We start from the raw sequence: 15337 nt of genomic DNA, 5'->3' as shown, positions 1-15337 counted from the left end.
GCGGGAACGAGCGATATATCAGGCGATTCGGCCTGCGCAATCCGGCATTTCCAAGAAACCGGCGCGCAAAAGCGGGGGCGCTGCACGAACTATTCCGGGCAATGCCCTTTAACTGGTCGCAAGGCGGTTCTACATGCGCTTGCATGGAAAATGCACACGCCGGCCGTTTCGCGTCAACCGCCCTGATGCTCGGCAATCTCGTCACCGGCTGCTCGGTGTTGGCACCGGCGGGCATGCTGCCGGAATTGGCGACGGGGCTCGACGTCAGCATCCACGCGGCCGCGCTCCTGATCACCTTCGGGGCTGTCATCCTCTGCATCGGCTCGCCGCTGACGGCATGGCTCACCAGCCGGATCGAGCGCCGAACGCTGCTCACCACGACGCTGGCGGTGCTCGCCTTTGGCAATCTGGCCTCGGCCATTGCGCCCGATTATGCGAGCCTCCTCGTCATCCGCCTGGTGATGCTCGCGGTCGGCGCGCTCTATACGCCGCAGGCCGCCGGCACGGCGGCGCTGATCGTGCCGGTGGAGCGTCGCGGCAGCACGATTGCCTACATCTTTCTCGGCTGGTCGCTCGCTGCCGCCGTCGGCTTGCCGCTGATCACCTTCATCGCCAGCCGCTATGGATGGCGCGCGGCCTATGGCGGCATCGGCACGCTGGGCTGCGTCAGCTTGCTGCTGTTGCTGATGCGGCTGCCGGCGGGCTTGAAGGGGACGCCGGTGGACCTGAAGACCTGGAGCGCGGTCGGTTGCAACAGGACGATCCTGCTGCTGCTTGCGATCACGATGTTGCAGATGTCGGGGCAGTTCGTGGTGTTCACCTTCATGGGGCCGCTGCTCAACAAGCTGACCGGCGCGGGGCCGGATGCGATCGGCCTGGTGTTCGCTCTCTACGGCGTCTGCGGCTTCCTCGGCGTTGTCATCGCGACCCGCATCGTCGACACATCAGGGCCCTATCGCACCTCGCTGCTGTTTACCTGCCTGTTGCTTGCGGGGATCACGGGCTGGGCGCTCGGCGCCGGCACGCTCGCGTTGATGGCGGGTGCGGTCGCGATCTGGGGCCTCGGTTTTGCCTCGACCAATTCGATGCAGCAGGTCCGGCTAGTCTCGGCCGCACCGTCGCTGGCATCGGCGACCGTCGCACTCAACACCTCCGTCCTCTACATCGGCCAAGCGGTCGGCTCGGCCGTCGGCGGACTGCTGTTCGCCCGCGAACTCCTGCATACGCTCGGCTTCGTCTCGGTCGGTTTCGTCGTGCTGGCGCTGATCCTGGTGGTCCTGACCCGGCCCCCGCTGGCAACTGCCGCCCCGGCCTGAACGGAAGCGTGCCTGTGTGCGCAAGGTGCTTGGCAAACGGCGCGCCGGGAGGCTAGAAGGCCGGTCATGGGGACCAAAGAGGGTTGACTGAAATGAGGATGATTCTGGCGGTTGCCGCGGTGCTCTATTCAGCCTCCGCGTTTGCACAAGCCGACAAGCCACCACCAATGGTCGGGGACAAGCCGTTGGTTCAGGTCAAGCCCAAGGGCACCAAGGGGGGCACCACGGCGGGGACCAAGGAGGCCGCGGCCAAGCCGGCTGCGGCGCCCAAGGGCAAGCCACAGTCTATCGCGGCGCGGCTCCAGGCTTGCCTGGAACTCGATGACGGCACCAAAGACCGGCTCAATTGCTACGACGCCGTCATCGCGCCGACTCCGAAGCCGAAGCCCGCAAAGGCCAAAGGCTACGCCGATTGCCGTTTCTTCAAGGAAGAGGACGAGCGGCTGGCCTGCTTCAACGGCTTTGCCGAGAGCATCCCGAAGCTGCCAAAAACCTGAGGGCAAGACCTGAGGCCCATGGCCAAGGTCCAGCAGCCGGGCGGTTAGTCGCTGATCCGGCTCAGCACGGCCCTGAAGGCAACGCCCGGCAGTTGCAGTGCGGTGCCTTCGAATTCCGCCGTGTCGCCATCCTCCCGGCCGGCGAGCGTCAGCGTGATCCGGTCAAGACCGAACAACGCCTTGAAGCAAGGGTCGTCATTGTGGCGCTCGGTCGAGATCTTGACTCTGATGCTGTCGCCTTCGCCCGTGCAGGTGCCGATGAATGCGAAAGCGGAATTGCCGCCGCGCATCTTGCCCTCGGTCACATAGACGACGCCGCAACCGGTGCCGTGAACCGTGTGGAAGTCGACCTTGTAGAGTCCCTGACGCACTGCATGTCCCCGCAGAATCCAAAATACAACTTGGCCGGCAAAGTATGATTGTTGCCAGTGGAAGCAATCCGGTCGGCCCCGGGACCGTCGGCCATCAACATCACGTTTTGATCAAGGCTCGAAAGAATTGCGGGCCGTGCAGCCAAATGCCGACGGGCGCAATATCGCTACCGGCTCGATGCGGGTGGATTGGTGGAGGCCACGCGCGTGAGCGCGAGTGATGGCGTCGCTGACATCTTCACCAGGACGTCCTTGAGCGGGTCCCGCGTCCAGGCGCGGGTCACATAGTCACGATGGGTGATGCCGTCTCCGGTTTCGACGAACACCACGCTGCCCGGACGCAAGGGGCCGTCCATGTCTTCGGAGACGGTGATGCCCTTCTGCCGCAGCGTGCTCATCAGTTCGCGGTCGCGCCGCGCGGTGTAGCGGGTGTAGGAGCTGACGAAGAAGCCGGAGCGGTGGCTCTCGATCCATGAGGCGAACTTGTCCATCTCGCCATAGACCGCGTCGAGCAACACGACGCCGCGGACACGATCGCTGATGCCGCCGACCTCGAGGCTCCAGGCCGTCGGCAGGAAGCCGCCGCTGTAGCCGACGATCACGATCGGCATGTTGGCGAAGGCGCGGGCGCTGTTGGGATCGCCGGTGAGGCGGGCGAGATGGCTCGCCGACTCGTCGATGAAGCGTTTGAGGCCGCCGGCCTGCCAGAATTTTCCTGCGCTGGAATCGGCGGCATCGACCGCCATCTGCGGTGCGAGCAGGATGGCATTGGCGCCGGAATCCGTGATCTGTTGCGGCACCAGCTGGCGGTCGCGCACGTCGCGCTCCAGCGTCGCGCCATTGCCGTGGAAGAACACCACGATCACGCCTGGCTTCCGCACGTCGAAATGTTCGGGCACGTGCATCAAGACGCGGTTATCGTTGTAAGTCTCGTCCTGCCAGAACACGCGCCCGGAATAGCTGCGGTGGCCGCGGCGGTCGCCCTTGGAGATGTTGAGGAATGGCGCGTCGGAGGCAGGGTTGTTGCCGAAATAGGGGAAAGCTGACGACTTCATGCTGACGAGCGTCGTCAGGTCCTCGCGCGGCGGACGCTGGTAGGGGGCCTGCGGCGCGAGCGAAGCGACCTTGTAAGGCGCCTGCTCCGGCTGCTGCTGCTGCACGGCGCGCTTGGGTGAGAAGTCCGACATCTGCCGTTGCAGAAAACCCTCGCTCGCGGATGGAAAGCGCTCCTTGAACTGAGGGGCCGGGAAGCGATCCTCGAACGTGTCGTTGCTCGCGACCTGCTGGTTTGTCTTGGCAACGATCTGAACGTTGGCTTGGGCGTTGCCTTGGACGTTGGCCTGCGAGTTCGCCGCGAGAGCTGCCGGATTGGGCGCCTTGCCGCATTGAACCAGGGTCAGCGACAACGGCACCAAGGCTGAGATCAGAGCGATCCGAAGCGCACGACCGCGTGCGCCGGACGTGGTCCGGTCGGCGCGGATGTCAGCTCTCGGTTTCGGAACGGCCCCGACCATTCACCCATGACCCCAAGTCATGACCACAAGTCCATCGGCAATCATTAAGGCAATTGAGCCGATGGGCGTTTAGGCGACGTTAAGTGTCCGGAGAAACTTCCCTACATCCGGAACGCTCAAAAGGACCACGCAATCGTGTCGTGATTGTGGGGGACGGGAGCGGGATGTCCCGGTGTTTACGAAGCTTTATTGCCCTGATCGTGGATTAATGGTGCTAGAGTACCGAAGTGACCCCGCCTCATTTAACCCTTGTTAACCCTGCTTGAATTGACTGGACCGAGCTGCACGATGCTTCCCACGAGGCGTGACGCCTGAGGTTGAGGACGGCGATGACGGCATCAGATGCGGGTACTGCACCCTGGACCGGCCGGCTGACCGGAAGCGGGTCGGGGGTCTCCGTTTTGGTTGCGACCGCCATCGTCGTGGCCGACATGATCGGGGTCGGCGTCTTCACCAGCCTCGGCTTCCAGGTCAAGGACATCCCATCGGGCTTCTCGATCCTCCTGCTGTGGACCGTCGGCGGCATCGTCGCGCTGTGCGGGGTGTTCTCCTACAGCGAGCTCGGCGCCATGTTTCCGCGCTCGAGCGGCGAATACAATTTCCTCGGCCGTGCCTATCATCCCGCCTTCGGCTTTCTCGCCGGCTGGGTGTCGGCGACGGTTGGTTTTGCAGCACCTGTCGCGCTCGCCGCGATGGCCTTCGGCGAATACGCCAAATCGGTCGTGCCCGGTGTGCCGCCGATCCCGCTTGCCATCGCCGTGGTGTGGCTGGTCTCGGTCGTGCAACTGACCGGGGTCAGGCACTCCTCGACCTTCCAATTGATCTCGACCATTTTGAAAGTCGTGCTGATCGTTGCTTTCCTGGTTGCAGGCTTCATCGTCGGCGTGCCGCAGCCGATCGCCTTCACGCCGCAGGCGGGCGATCTCGCGCACATTGTCAGCGCGCCTTTCGCGATCGGGCTCGTCTTCGTGATGTATTCGTTCTCGGGCTGGAATGCCGCCACCTACATCATCGGCGAGATGAACATGCCGCAGCGGGACCTGCCGCGTGCGCTGCTCGCGGGCACGCTGATCGTGCTCGTGTTGTACGTCGCGCTGAATGCAGTGTTTCTCCATTCGACGCCGGTCGGCGCGCTCGCGGGTCAGCTCGACGTCGCCAGCGTCGCCGGCAGCGCGATTTTCGGCAATTTCGGCGGCCGGATCGTCGGCGCGATGATCTGTTTCGGCCTGATCTCCTCGATCAGCGCGATGATGTGGATCGGCCCGCGCGTGATGATGACGATGGGGGAGGACATTCCGGCGTTGCGCGTGTTTTCGCAGAGATCGGTGCGCGGCGCGCCGGCGTATGCCATCCTGTTTCAGCTCGCCGTCGCCAATCTGCTGCTGTTCACGCGCAGCTTCGAGGCCGTGCTCGACTTCATCCAGTTTGCGCTGCTGTTCTGCTCGTTCTTCACGGTCGCCGGCGTCATCAAGCTGCGCATCACGGATCCCGATTTGCCCCGGCCCTATCGCGCCTGGGGATACCCGTTCACGCCGCTCGTTTTCCTGCTCGTGACCGCCTTCATGATGTACTATTTGTTGATCGAGCGGCCCGTGCAATCGCTGTCGGGGATGCTCGTCATGGTCTCGGGCCTGTTGATTTATGCTGTTTTCCGCAGGCGGCCGGTCGCCGCTGGCATCTCATCACATTGCGAATAGACATGTTTCGACCCATGAGAATTGCGGCCGTCGCTCTCACCTTGCTGGCTGCGGCCGTCTCGTCCGCACGTGCCGCCGAGGCAACCTTCGATGATACCGCGCGCTTCCTCGCGGGCATGCAGCCTTCCGCGGATTCGCCGCTGGTGCCGCTCACAAAGGACCCGCGCTGGCAACGCCACGCGAGATTCTTCGACGGCGCCTTCGCCCAGCTCGAGGAGCGCCAGCTCTCGAAGATCCGCAACTGGGCCGACGTCAATCTGGCGGCGCCCAGGCCGACCATGTTTTATTTGTTCAGCGGCCCCGATTTTCTCTACGCCAACGCCTTCTATCCCAAGGCCAGCACTTACGTGCTCGGCGCGCTGGAGCCGGTCGGTGCGGTGGCTGACCTGACGCGATTGCCGCGCGGTTCTGTCGGCGCCGCGCTCTACAATGTTGAGCGCTCGCTTGGCTCGATCTTGAGTTTTTCCTTCTTCATCACCAAGCAGATGAAGGTCGACCTGCACACCAACCAGGTCAACGGCACCTTGCCGATCCTCTATGTCTTCCTCGTCCGCTCCGGCAAGACGATCCGCAATGTCGAGATGGTCGCCCTCGACGACAAGGGCGGCGTGCATGTCGGCAACGACAATCCCGGACCGAACGCGACGCGCGGCGCCCGTATCACCTTTGCAGGCCCCGACGGCGAGGCGCGCACGCTGTATTATTTCTCGACCGATCTCTCCAATTCGGGTGCACGCGCAGCAGGGTTCCTGAAGTTCTGCGAGACGCTCGGCCCCGGCAACAGCCTGATCAAGAGCGCGTCCTATCTGCTGCACTCCGGCAATTTCACCGTGGCGCGCGACTGGTTGCTCGCCAACAGCGCGACCATCGTCCAGGACGATTCCGGCATTCCGCTTTCGAGCTACAATTCGCGGCAATGGCGGTTCTTCCCGTTCGGCCGCTATCTCGGACCCATCAGCGAATTTCCCGGCCGCTACCAGGAACGCTACGCCGCGCTATTCACGCGCGCCCAGCCGATCGATTTCGGCGTCGGCTACCGGTGGCGGATGCACGAATCGAACTTGCTGCTGGCGGTGAAGGTGCCAGGAAGCGAGACGGCGCCGGGCGCGGAGACCACCTCGTCCGCCGAGCCGTCGCCGAAACCGCCGCGTCCGAAGCGGCCACGTCCGCCCGAGCCGGTCCCGCCGCCACCCGGGCGCTTTTTCTGGTCCCGTTAAGCGTGGTGCTAGGTAGGCCCGGCGTTACGCCGCGGAGCTCTGGGCGACGACGACCAGGACCTCCGCCTTCTGCCGGCCGAGGCTCCTGACCTCGTGCGGTGTCTCGCCCGAAAAATACAGGCAATCGCCCCTGCCGAGGACGAGTTCTTCGCCGTCGAGCTTGATCGCGATCTTGCCGTTGATGACAAACAGCAACTCCTCGCCCGCATGTGAGGCGCGCGTCGCCGATTTGTGCGGTGGGCTCAGGAGGAACGGCTCCATCATCTTGCGGGTGCGGCCGGTTGCCAGTGGCACCACGCCAAAAGTGTCCTGAAACAGCGGCGCGTTGCCGCCCTCACGGCGGAACAGCGTGTAGCGCGGCGCGGGCTCGGCGTTCGGGTCGAAGAAGGTCGCGACGTTGAGCTCGAGCGCGGCTGCCATCCGTAGCAGGGCGGCGAGCGAAGGGATCTTCAGGTTGCGCTCGACCAGCGAGATATAGCCGCGCGTGAGATCACTCTGCTTGGCAAGCTGGTCCAGCGTCAGGCCCTTGGCGATCCGCGCCTGGCGAATGTTGGCCCCGACAGCTGCCGCTTTGCTGACGTCAAGCACGCATGAGTCTCCCGAATTGCTGACGTCTCTTTTGCAACAGATGCCGCTCGACTGCCAGTCCGGCGGGGCGTGCTGTCCCTTCGGCCCCGTGAGGATGTTTTCCAAAAGAAAACTAATGCGCAGAAATTTAGAGCAAGGGCGCGGATATTGTAAGCAGAAACTCTGGAACATGGCGTGAATCAGCTCAAAATAAGTGCATTTAGCGTGTTTTGCCGCTCCATACGGCATTTGCCGCGTTCCGCGCCGTTGATTTCCACCAGTAAACATGATCGATTTTTACCGTCCGGGCTGCCGATGGGCTCCGCGGACAGAACCAACTGCTTTCCCTGGCGCCGGTACTTTTTGGAGACATCGATGACCGTAGCAGACGACGTAACCCTGAACGTAGCGCCGGACGAGGCGGCGAGCTTGCGGCGGATCGTGTGGTCGAGCGTGATCGGCACCGCGGTCGAATGGTACGACTTCCTCATCTACGGCACGGCGACTGCGCTGGTCTTCAACAAGGTCTTCTTCGCTGCCGGCGATCCCGCGCTCGCCACCATCGCGGCCTTCGGTACTTATGCGGTCGGCTTTCTGGCGCGACCGCTTGGCGCCGCGATCTTCGGTCACTACGGCGACCGGGTGGGCCGCAAGGCGATGCTCGCGATCACGATCATGGTGATGGGCATCGGCACCTTCCTGATCGGCCTGCTTCCGACCTATCAGCAGATCGGGATTGCCGCGCCGCTGCTCTTGATCGGCCTGCGATTCCTCCAGGGCATTGGCCTCGGCGGCGAATGGGGTGGTGCGGTGCTGATGGTGGTGGAGAATTGCCCGACGCACCGCCGCGGCCTGCTCGGCAGCATGGTGCAGGTCGGCAATCCCATCGGCAATCTCGCCGCGATCGGCATGTTTGCGCTGGTGGCGAGCCTGCCGGAAAGTGAGTTCATGTCCTATGGCTGGCGCATTCCGTTCCTGATCTCGATCCTCTTGGTCGGCGTCGGTCTCTACATCCGCCTCAATATGGAAGAGACCGTGGCCTTCCGTCAGGTCCAGGCCAAAAAGGAGGTCGCAAGTCTGCCGCTGGTCGAGATCTTCAGACATCACCGCCGGCCTTTCTTTACCGCGGTCGGGCTGAAGATCTCGGAGATCGCCTATGCCAGCATCGGCGGCGTGTTCGTGATGTCCTACGCCACGGCGAATCTTGGCTTATCTCGTACGGTGGTGTTGAACGGCGCTTTCGCGGCATCGCTGGTCGCGCTGCTCGCCATTCCGCTGTTCGGCTGGCTGTCCGATATCATCGGCCGCAAAAAGATGTTCTATGCAAGCTGTCTGTTTTCGGCGCTGTTTGCCTTTCCGCTGTTCTGGCTGCTCAACACGCGCGACCCCACCATCGTCATCTGCACCATCGTGGTCGCGATTACTTTCGGGCAGATGGTGATGTTCGGCATCGGCGCGCCCTGGTACTCCGAGCTGTTTTCTGCGCGGCTGCGCTATAGCGGCGCCTCGCTCGGGTTTCAGGTCGGGGCGGCGATCAGTGGCGGATTGACGCCGCTGATTGCGGCGGCTCTGATGGCCTGGAGTGGCGGCGCCACCTGGCCGGTTTCGCTGCTGCTGATTGGCTGCGCCGCCATCACGGCGACCGCGACCACGTTCGCGCCGGAAACGGCGAACAAGGAACTGACCTGATCCCGCGGCGCGCCGCTGCTGGCGGCGCGCCATCGCTTCTCACAAGGATTTTGTCATGCTCGATGAGATAGACGCCGGCTCGGCCGATAGCACAGCACGTCTTGGCTGGACTGGCGTGGTCCGCTTCCTCCATCTCGCCCCGCGCGCGTTCCTGCCAATGCGCGCGATGGAGCAACTCGTTCTCGTCGCCGGCAAAGGGATAGAGGGCGACCGCTACATGATCGGGCGCGAGGAAGGATTTTATTCGCACAAGCCCGAAGAGGGCCGGCAGGTCACCCTGTTCGAGCTCGAAACCTTGATCGCGCTCAAGCGCGACGCGGGAATCGAACTCGGTCCCGAGGAGCATCGCCGCAACGTGACGGTCGAGGGCGTGCCGTTGAACCACCTGGTCGGCCGCCGCTTCTGGTTAGGTGAGACCTTGCTGGAAGCAACCCGGCTATCGATTCCATGCCGGCATATCGAGGAGATCACCGGCAAGGCGATCTTCGATCCGCTCATCAACCGCTCGGGCCTCAACTGCAGGATATTGCAAGGCGGCATCGTCAGGGTCGGCGACACCGTGCGGAACATGGCATGAGCGCACGACCCATAACGACGATCAAGACGGTTGTCGCCGGCATCGAAGAGGCCGGTGCGGGGATCAAGGTGTTCACGCTGGCCGATCCCGACCGTTGGGACCTGCCGTCGTTCAAGCCTGGCGCCCACATCGACCTGCATCTGCCGAACGGTCTCGTGCGGACCTATTCGCTGTGCAATGAGCCAGCCGACAACTCGCGTTACGTCATCGCGGTCAAATGCGAGGCCGACGGGCGCGGCGGTTCGCGCGCGCTTCACGACCAGGTTGGCGTAGGTGACATCATCGGCGTGTCACTGCCGCGCGGCGGGCTGGGGCCGGCTGCGGACATTGCGCGCCATGTGTTCGTCGCGGGCGGCATCGGCGTGACGCCGTTCCTGTCGATGGCACGTCACCTCCTGCAGATTGGCAATGCAGACTTTGTGCTGCACCTAATCGTGCGCGAGGAGGTGCCGCTTGCCGCCCGCCTCGCGCCGCTGATCGAAGCGGGGCGTGTCGTCGTGCACCGCACCTCCTCGGCCGGGCGTCCGGATCTGGCGTCGCTGGTCGGAGAGGTCGGGGTGCAGACGATGGTCGCCTGCTGCGGGCCGGAAGGCATGACCGACGAGTTCGAGCGCCTGACCGCAGCCTGGCCCGCAGCCAATGTTCACATCGAGCGTTTCGTCGCGCCGCCACCGGTGATCGACCCTGACGCAAAGCCCTTCACGCTGTCGCTGGCGCGTACGGGGACGGAAATCCAGGTTCGCGCCGGCCAGACCATGCTGGCCGCCTTGCAGGAAGAAGGCATCGATATATCGACGTCCTGCTGCGGCGGCATTTGCGGCGCCTGCAAGGTCGGCTGGATCGAGGGCAAGCCCGTGCACCGCGATCGCGTCCTGTCGCCGTATGAGCGCGAACGCTTTCTCATGATCTGTGTCGCCGGATCGGACGCCGACCGGCTGGTGCTGGACCTCTAAGTCCAGCCTACCAGTGCACGCTCTGGCTCGGCACGATGAACGCCGTCGTACTGGGCGGCGTGGCAGTGCTCGTCGCCAGATACCAGCCGGAGCCGACCGCGAGCGTCAGGAGGACGATAATGGCGAGCATGTCGAGCGTTCTGGGATCGTGGCCTCGCGAACCACCCCGCGAATCCGGTCCAGACCTGAAGTGAAAATGAGGGCTGATTTTCCAGCGCATTGTTGTTTCCTCCCGCGGGAGCATCACATCAATGCGAGAAGAGAGTTTCGGTTCCACTCAAGGTAGCGACGCGTGAGGCGCCGCGTCGTGCTCAGGATGCGTTGACACCGCGCCAGCGGGCGTATCGCCAGGGCAGATACCAGCGCGAAGCTTGCGGCGCGGTGAGGGGCACGTTGTCGATGCCCGAGGTGCCGAAAGGGTTGCAACGGAGCAGGCGCGCCAGCGTCATCCAGCCGCCGGCCCACAGCCCGAATCTTTCAATCGCCTCGTCGCCATAGGCGGAGCAGGTCGGCAGGTGCCGGCAATTGTAGCCAACCAGCGGCGAGAGCGTGTGGCGATAGAGCCAGATCAGCGCGCGGCCGAATCTGCGCGGAAGCCGGAGTGCGCCCGCGACGGGATTGGAACAGTGCTCGCAGGCTGATTGCTTCATGGGCGCTTTGCCGAGATCGTGGGCGAGGTTCTGCGCGGTTCCGGCGCAGGGAACTATAAGCTGTTGTTTGTACGTCATATTTTGCGTGCTTTTTGGGAGCAGTGCAGCAAGTGCCTATGGACGAGCTGTATTCCCCCGGATACCATTTTTGTGACGTTCATGTGAGACTCATTGGAACGTCAGAACGGGGCTTGGCTGAGTCGGCTCGCCGTAAGGCTTGGGCTAAAGCTTGGGACTTGGGGAAGGGACCAGTTTGAAACTTCTGAAGGCGCTCAAACTTCGCGGCTGGTTGCTGGTGGGAACCGCTGCTTGTGGAGTCGTGCTGGCTGGCGCCGTCGCGACGCTCGGGTCGTCGGCTCGGGCCGGTGTTGCCCTCGAAGAGCGCAAGCTGCCAATGAAGTTCGTCTGGGTCGCCTGCGAGCCGAATTGCCGCGGGTGGGTCAGTGCGGTCGGCATCATCACCGCCGATACGCCCAAAGACTTCGAAGAGTTTTCCCGCGGACGCCAGCTCGGCGGCGCCACCGTGGTGCTCGATTCCAGCGGTGGTTCCGTCAACGACGCGATCACGCTCGGCCGGCGCTTCCGCAATCTCGGACTCTTAACCACGGTCGGTATCAGCATTCAGAACCGCGGCGGGCAGTCGGTTCGTCCGGCGGTCGCGCCTCAGGCCTATTGCGAATCCATGTGCGTGTTCCTGCTGCTTGCCGGCAAGAAGCGCTACGTGCCGGAAGCGGCCCATGTGCGGGTCCACCAGATCTGGATGGGCGATCGCGCCGACGATGCCAAGGCCGCGAGCTACAGCGCGCAGGATTTGATGATCGTGGAGCGCGACATTGGCCGGCTCGCCAAATACACGTTCGACATGGGCGGTGCCGGCGATCTGCTATCGCTCGCGCTCAGCGTCCCGCCCTGGGAAGATCTGCACGAGCTCGATGCAGGCGAGCTCAAGCTCACCAATCTCGTCACGACGGATCTCGTGGCCGACGTGCTGCCGCATGTCGACATCTCCGCGCCGGCAATGGCGGAGCTTGCACCGAAGACCCAGGCGAGATTCGGTGCGGAACCGGAGCAGCCTGCCAAGTCGACCAAGACGGCGGAAGCCTTGGTGCCGACGGGCGGCGTGGCCACGCCGGTTGCGGCGTCGCAAAAATAGCCTCAAATCTCTGATCTTATTTCCGGGCCCAGCGACGAGCCCGGGATCGGCCTCCGCAATCAGCCTTGCGCCGCAGCCGGCTGCTTCGCCTTCGCCTCGATCTGGCCAATGGCATCGACCACGGCATCGAAGGTCAGGAGCGTCGAGGCGTGGCGCGCCTTGTAGTCGCGGACCGGCTCGAGGAACTTGATCTCTTCCCATTTGCCTTCGGGAGGCGCGCCGTTCTCCTTCAGCATCTTGCGAACAGTTTCGCGTAACTCACGGAGTTCGCTCGCAGTCGATCCGACGATCTGACTCGCCATGATGGATGAAGAAGCCTGTCCCAGCGCGCAAGCCTTCACGTCGTGGGCGAAGTCGGTGACCTTGTCGCCCTCCATTTTGAGGTCGATCTTGACGGTCGAGCCGCACAGCTTGGAGTGGGCGGTGGCGGTGGCATCGGGATCCGACAACCGTCCGAGCCGCGGAATATTCCCGGCCAGTTCGATGATCCGCTTGTTATAAATGTCGTTCAGCATGTGATGGAGTCCAGCAGGATCGGCCTTGGCGTGCGCCGTCCACGGCCCTATATAGGGTCGGAACTGGCGGAAAAACAGTCCAGCGCTGCGGCAGTGGTGTGATCCAGAACCGTGCTGCCGGCGTTAATTTGAAGACCTTTTCGCCGAAACTGTTCTCTCAGGCGTCCGGCGGCTCGCCGCCCCGTCTGCCGGTGACACTCCGGCCGCAAGGCCGTCGAACGGAGTAGACATGGACGCTACAATCAAATCCATCCGCCCCAACAAGCCCTCCGACCGGCAGCCCGAGAGCCGTCCGGCGGAGCTTGATCCTTCCGAATTCCTCGCCGCCGCCGTCCGCGCCGACCAGCCGCGCCCGGCGCGCGCCGAGGCCGAGCAGGCGGTGAAGACGCTGCTCGCCTATATCGGCGAGAATACCAACCGCGAGGGCTTGCTCGACACGCCGCGCCGCGTGGTCGAGGCTTTCGACGAACTCTATCAGGGCTACCACCAGTGCCCGGCCGAGGTGCTCGATCGCACCTTCGGCGAGACCGCCGGCTATGATGATTTCGTCCTTGTGCGAGACATCGAGTTCACCTCGCAATGCGAGCATCACATGATGCCGTTCTATGGCAAGGCGCACATCGCCTACACGCCGGTGGAACGCGTGGTCGGCCTCTCGAAGCTTGCGCGCCTCACCGACATCTTCGCCCGCCGGCTCCAGACCCAGGAGCATATGACCGCGCAGATCGCGGCGGCGATCGACGAGATCCTCAAGCCGCGCGGCGTTGCCGTGCTGATCGAGGCCGAGCATACCTGCATGTCGGTGCGCGGCGTCGCCAAGCATGGCGCTTCCACCTTCACCAGCCGCTTCACCGGCATGTTCCGCGACAATCCGGCGGAGCAGGCTCGTTTTCTGTCCCTGGTGCGAGGCCTGCAGCGCTGACCTCGCGAATAGACCGGCGAGGGCGTTGTGTCCGCTCACTCCCATGAAATCGAGGAAGGTCTCGCCTTCCTGCCCAGGTTCGACGCGGCCGGGCTCGTGACGGTCGTCGCGACCGAATTTGCCACCGGCGTCGTGCTGATGGTCGCGCACATGAATGACGAGGCGCTGCGCAAGACCATCGCGACCGGCGAGGCCTGGTACTTCAGCCGCTCGCGCAATGCCTTGTGGCGAAAAGGTGAGACCTCGGGTCAGACCCAGCGCGTCGTCGAGATCCGCACCGATTGCGATCAGGATGCGGTCTGGCTCCGTGTCGAGCAGATCGGCGCGGCGTGTCACACCGGCCGTCGGTCCTGCTTCTACCGCAAGGTCGAGGCCGAAGACGGCGGCGCCAGGCTTGTCTTTGTCGATGCGGACAGGCTGTTCGATCCGGACGCGGTGTACAAGAAATAGTCCTTCGGTCCTGCGGGTGCTGGCCTGGATTAACCCCGCATTAACCATACCTGTCCCACGGTGAGACGACAGGGCGCCGAATTGCCGGCGCCGCTCAACGCCGCACGGGCCGGGCACTTCATTATGTCGGTCGACAATTCCAGTGCCTCTCAGACGGCGGTTCTCGATCCGTCGCGGGCACGCGTCGCCGGTGCGATCAAGCAGGCCTCTAACGTCGGTGGCGTCAGCTTCCAATACATGCTGACCACCGCCAAGATGGAATCGGATTTCGATCCCACGGCGGGGGCGACTACGTCATCCGCGCACGGGCTCTATCAGTTCATCGAGCAGACCTGGCTCGGCACGGTCAAGGAAGCGGGCACCCAGCTCGGCTATGGCAATTATTCCGACGCCATCACCAGGACGTCGTCGGGCACCTACACCGTCGATGATCCCGCGATGAAGCGGTCGATCATGAAGCTGCGCGACGATCCGGAGGCCGCCTCCAGCATGGCGGCGGCGCTGACGCAGTCGAACAGCTTCAAGCTCACCGGCCTGCTCGGCCGCAGGCCGTCCGACAGCGAACTCTACATGGCGCATTTCATGGGCGTCGGCGGCGCCGCGAAACTGATCGCCAATGCCGAGGACAATCCGCAAGCGGTCGGCGCGCGGTTGTTTCCCAACGCGGCGTCCGCCAATCGCTCGATCTTCTACGCCAGGGACGGCCGCGCGCGCAGCGTCTCCGAGGTCTATTCCGTGCTGGATGCGCGCTACGCCGGTGCGGCAAATTCGAAAACCACCCGCAGCGCGATGGCGATGTATGGCGGCACGCCCTCGACCACGCAGGTCGCGAGCGCCAACGGGGTACAGCCTGCCGCGCCGCTGATCGACAATGCCGCGTATCTCCAGTCCTTTCCGAATACACGCACGGTGACGCCGGTCAGCGCGACAACGCCAATGACGGTGGCGGACAATGCACCGAGCACGCCGGTGTTTCGCTCGATCTATCAGCCCGGCGACACCACCCAGCCGGTCTCGACGACCGTGCAGAAATTGTGGGGCAACAATGCCTCGCTCACTTCGGTCGCACCCGCGACCTCGATCGCACCCGCGACTTCGGCCGCATCGGCGACGCCCGACGTCCGGCCGCCCCAGCCTCTTGATCTCTTCAGCGATCGCAGCGGCACGTTCTCAAGCTAATTCGCGCGCCGGTGTCTCGGACACGTCGCAGCGTGAACGCTGCGCGCAGGGCCCAGTGCGTGAACGGGTC

At 63.9% G+C, this 15337-nt stretch carries 17 protein-coding genes; 11 read left to right on the top strand and 6 right to left on the bottom strand.

Annotation, left to right across the window (positions count from 1 at the left end):
• Positions 1-143: 143 nt before the first annotated feature.
• Both AC0L21_RS04820 and AC0L21_RS04815 read left to right on the top strand, forming a co-directional pair.
• Positions 144-1316 carry an MFS transporter gene (locus tag AC0L21_RS04820; protein WP_473258739.1) on the top strand — a complete coding sequence of 391 codons (1173 nt, stop codon included), beginning with the start codon at positions 144-146 and terminating at the stop codon, positions 1314-1316.
• 92 nt (positions 1317-1408) lie between these two features.
• A complete protein-coding gene (locus AC0L21_RS04815) occupies positions 1409-1813 on the top strand; it encodes a hypothetical protein (RefSeq protein WP_473258737.1) in 405 nt (134 codons plus the stop codon).
• A 44-nt stretch (positions 1814-1857) separates the two neighbouring features.
• Here the strand turns inward: AC0L21_RS04815 and AC0L21_RS04810 are convergent, their stop codons facing one another.
• Entirely contained in the window at positions 1858-2184 is a 327-nt protein-coding gene (locus AC0L21_RS04810) for a GrlR family regulatory protein (protein WP_007611762.1), read from the bottom strand.
• 167 nt (positions 2185-2351) lie between these two features.
• On the bottom strand, positions 2352-3698 hold the full coding sequence (locus AC0L21_RS04805) for an alpha/beta hydrolase (protein WP_473258735.1): 1347 nt from the start codon (positions 3696-3698) through the stop codon (positions 2352-2354).
• Positions 3699-4027: 329 nt separating this feature from the next.
• On the opposite strand from AC0L21_RS04805, the gene AC0L21_RS04800 reads away from it, so the two are divergent.
• Together AC0L21_RS04800 and AC0L21_RS04795 are read left to right on the top strand one after the other, a co-directional pair.
• The gene (locus tag AC0L21_RS04800) at positions 4028-5395 is read left to right on the top strand and encodes an APC family permease (protein WP_473258731.1); all 1368 of its coding nucleotides are present in this window, start codon (positions 4028-4030) and stop codon (positions 5393-5395) included.
• Positions 5396-5397: 2 nt separating this feature from the next.
• On the top strand, positions 5398-6612 hold the full coding sequence (locus AC0L21_RS04795; protein ID WP_473258727.1) for a hypothetical protein: 1215 nt from the start codon (positions 5398-5400) through the stop codon (positions 6610-6612).
• A gap of 24 nt (positions 6613-6636) precedes the next feature.
• On the opposite strand, the gene AC0L21_RS04790 is transcribed toward AC0L21_RS04795, so the two are convergent.
• Positions 6637-7200, bottom strand: coding sequence for a helix-turn-helix domain-containing protein (locus AC0L21_RS04790; RefSeq protein WP_473258725.1), 564 nt, complete (start codon positions 7198-7200; stop codon positions 6637-6639).
• Between the two features lie 354 nt (positions 7201-7554).
• Here AC0L21_RS04790 and AC0L21_RS04785 point away from each other — a divergent pair, with 354 nt between their 5' ends.
• From AC0L21_RS04785 to AC0L21_RS04775, 3 genes are read left to right on the top strand one after another with little or no spacing between them, the layout of a single operon-like run.
• Positions 7555-8868: an MFS transporter gene (locus AC0L21_RS04785; RefSeq protein WP_473258722.1), complete on the top strand. Its 1314-nt coding sequence runs from the start codon at positions 7555-7557 to the stop codon at positions 8866-8868.
• 55 nt (positions 8869-8923) lie between these two features.
• Positions 8924-9445 carry an MOSC domain-containing protein gene (locus AC0L21_RS04780; RefSeq protein ID WP_473258720.1) on the top strand — a complete coding sequence of 174 codons (522 nt, stop codon included), beginning with the start codon at positions 8924-8926 and terminating at the stop codon, positions 9443-9445.
• A complete protein-coding gene (locus AC0L21_RS04775) occupies positions 9442-10398 on the top strand; it encodes a PDR/VanB family oxidoreductase (RefSeq protein ID WP_473258718.1) in 957 nt (318 codons plus the stop codon). The genes AC0L21_RS04780 and AC0L21_RS04775 overlap by 4 nt, the downstream gene beginning before the upstream one ends.
• 7 nt (positions 10399-10405) lie before the next feature.
• On the opposite strand, the gene AC0L21_RS04770 is transcribed toward AC0L21_RS04775, so the two are convergent.
• Together AC0L21_RS04770 and yidD are read right to left on the bottom strand one after the other, a co-directional pair.
• The gene (locus tag AC0L21_RS04770; protein WP_473258716.1) at positions 10406-10618 is read right to left on the bottom strand and encodes a hypothetical protein; all 213 of its coding nucleotides are present in this window, start codon (positions 10616-10618) and stop codon (positions 10406-10408) included.
• A 91-nt stretch (positions 10619-10709) separates the two neighbouring features.
• Positions 10710-11048: a membrane protein insertion efficiency factor YidD gene (gene yidD, locus AC0L21_RS04765; protein ID WP_473258714.1), complete on the bottom strand. Its 339-nt coding sequence runs from the start codon at positions 11046-11048 to the stop codon at positions 10710-10712.
• Positions 11049-11301: 253 nt separating this feature from the next.
• Here yidD and AC0L21_RS04760 point away from each other — a divergent pair, with 253 nt between their 5' ends.
• Positions 11302-12201, top strand: a complete 900-nt coding sequence (locus AC0L21_RS04760; RefSeq protein ID WP_473258712.1) for a COG3904 family protein — start codon at positions 11302-11304, stop codon at positions 12199-12201.
• Positions 12202-12260: 59 nt separating this feature from the next.
• Here AC0L21_RS04760 and AC0L21_RS04755 read toward each other — a convergent pair whose 3' ends face one another.
• Entirely contained in the window at positions 12261-12716 is a 456-nt protein-coding gene (locus AC0L21_RS04755) for an iron-sulfur cluster assembly scaffold protein (protein WP_275168367.1), read from the bottom strand.
• Positions 12717-12945: 229 nt separating this feature from the next.
• On the opposite strand from AC0L21_RS04755, the gene folE reads away from it, so the two are divergent.
• From folE to AC0L21_RS04740, 3 genes are all read left to right on the top strand, one after another.
• On the top strand, positions 12946-13638 hold the full coding sequence (folE, locus tag AC0L21_RS04750; protein ID WP_007602630.1) for a GTP cyclohydrolase I FolE: 693 nt from the start codon (positions 12946-12948) through the stop codon (positions 13636-13638).
• 27 nt (positions 13639-13665) lie between these two features.
• Positions 13666-14088, top strand: a complete 423-nt coding sequence (gene hisI, locus AC0L21_RS04745; RefSeq protein ID WP_473258709.1) for a phosphoribosyl-AMP cyclohydrolase — start codon at positions 13666-13668, stop codon at positions 14086-14088.
• 81 nt (positions 14089-14169) lie between these two features.
• Positions 14170-15267, top strand: a complete 1098-nt coding sequence (locus AC0L21_RS04740; RefSeq protein ID WP_473258707.1) for a lytic transglycosylase domain-containing protein — start codon at positions 14170-14172, stop codon at positions 15265-15267.
• Positions 15268-15337: the final 70 nt, after the last annotated feature.

Source organism: Bradyrhizobium sp. WSM4873 (genome assembly GCF_055811355.1).
Note: the sequence above shows the minus strand (reverse complement) of the source record. Positions and strands in the feature narration are given on the sequence as shown.

Excerpts from the sequence above, each read along its gene's own strand:
- AC0L21_RS04820 (WP_473258739.1), top strand. The coding sequence starts at position 144 with ATGGAAAATGCACACGCCGGCCGTTTCGCGTCAACCGCCCTGATGCTC.
- AC0L21_RS04815 (WP_473258737.1), top strand. The coding sequence starts at position 1,409 with ATGAGGATGATTCTGGCGGTTGCCGCGGTGCTCTATTCAGCCTCCGCG.
- AC0L21_RS04805 (WP_473258735.1), bottom strand. The coding sequence starts at position 3,698 with ATGGTCGGGGCCGTTCCGAAACCGAGAGCTGACATCCGCGCCGACCGG.
- AC0L21_RS04800 (WP_473258731.1), top strand. The coding sequence starts at position 4,028 with ATGACGGCATCAGATGCGGGTACTGCACCCTGGACCGGCCGGCTGACC.
- AC0L21_RS04795 (WP_473258727.1), top strand. The coding sequence starts at position 5,398 with ATGTTTCGACCCATGAGAATTGCGGCCGTCGCTCTCACCTTGCTGGCT.
- AC0L21_RS04785 (WP_473258722.1), top strand. The coding sequence starts at position 7,555 with ATGACCGTAGCAGACGACGTAACCCTGAACGTAGCGCCGGACGAGGCG.
- AC0L21_RS04780 (WP_473258720.1), top strand. The coding sequence starts at position 8,924 with ATGCTCGATGAGATAGACGCCGGCTCGGCCGATAGCACAGCACGTCTT.
- AC0L21_RS04775 (WP_473258718.1), top strand. The coding sequence starts at position 9,442 with ATGAGCGCACGACCCATAACGACGATCAAGACGGTTGTCGCCGGCATC.
- AC0L21_RS04770 (WP_473258716.1), bottom strand. The coding sequence starts at position 10,618 with ATGCGCTGGAAAATCAGCCCTCATTTTCACTTCAGGTCTGGACCGGAT.
- yidD (WP_473258714.1), bottom strand. The coding sequence starts at position 11,048 with ATGAAGCAATCAGCCTGCGAGCACTGTTCCAATCCCGTCGCGGGCGCA.
- AC0L21_RS04755 (WP_275168367.1), bottom strand. The coding sequence starts at position 12,716 with ATGCTGAACGACATTTATAACAAGCGGATCATCGAACTGGCCGGGAAT.
- folE (WP_007602630.1), top strand. The coding sequence starts at position 12,946 with ATGGACGCTACAATCAAATCCATCCGCCCCAACAAGCCCTCCGACCGG.